This window comes from Clostridium sp. MCC328 (assembly GCF_018785465.1).
GTDB lineage: Bacteria > Bacillota > Clostridia > Lachnospirales > Lachnospiraceae > Pilosibacter > Pilosibacter fragilis.
In genome coordinates, this window is record NZ_WQPW01000030.1 from 1 (window position 1) to 215 (window position 215).

Annotated in this window: 1 protein-coding gene; it reads right to left on the bottom strand. The window is 41.9% G+C overall.

Features of this window, described 5'->3' with window-relative positions:
- A partial coding sequence (locus GPK83_RS06180; protein WP_215704288.1) for a helix-turn-helix domain-containing protein occupies positions 1-212 on the bottom strand: 212 nt, incomplete at its 3' end.
- Positions 213-215: the final 3 nt, after the last annotated feature.

A 215-nucleotide genomic window follows, 5' to 3' on the forward strand; every position in this document is an offset into this window, starting at 1 on the left:
CACAGAGCAAGGCTGTCCACTTCTTTTAGCCATGGAAACTCTGCCTTATATTTTGCCGGAGTGACCTTCAGGTTTTTTCCGGTCTTTTCATAGCATTCCTTCTTTTCTGCCAGCATCCGGTTATATACAAACCTGACACATCCAAATGTTTTTGCAAACAGTTCCTGCTGTATTTTATTGGGATAGATCCGAAACCGGTATACTACGTTCATGTT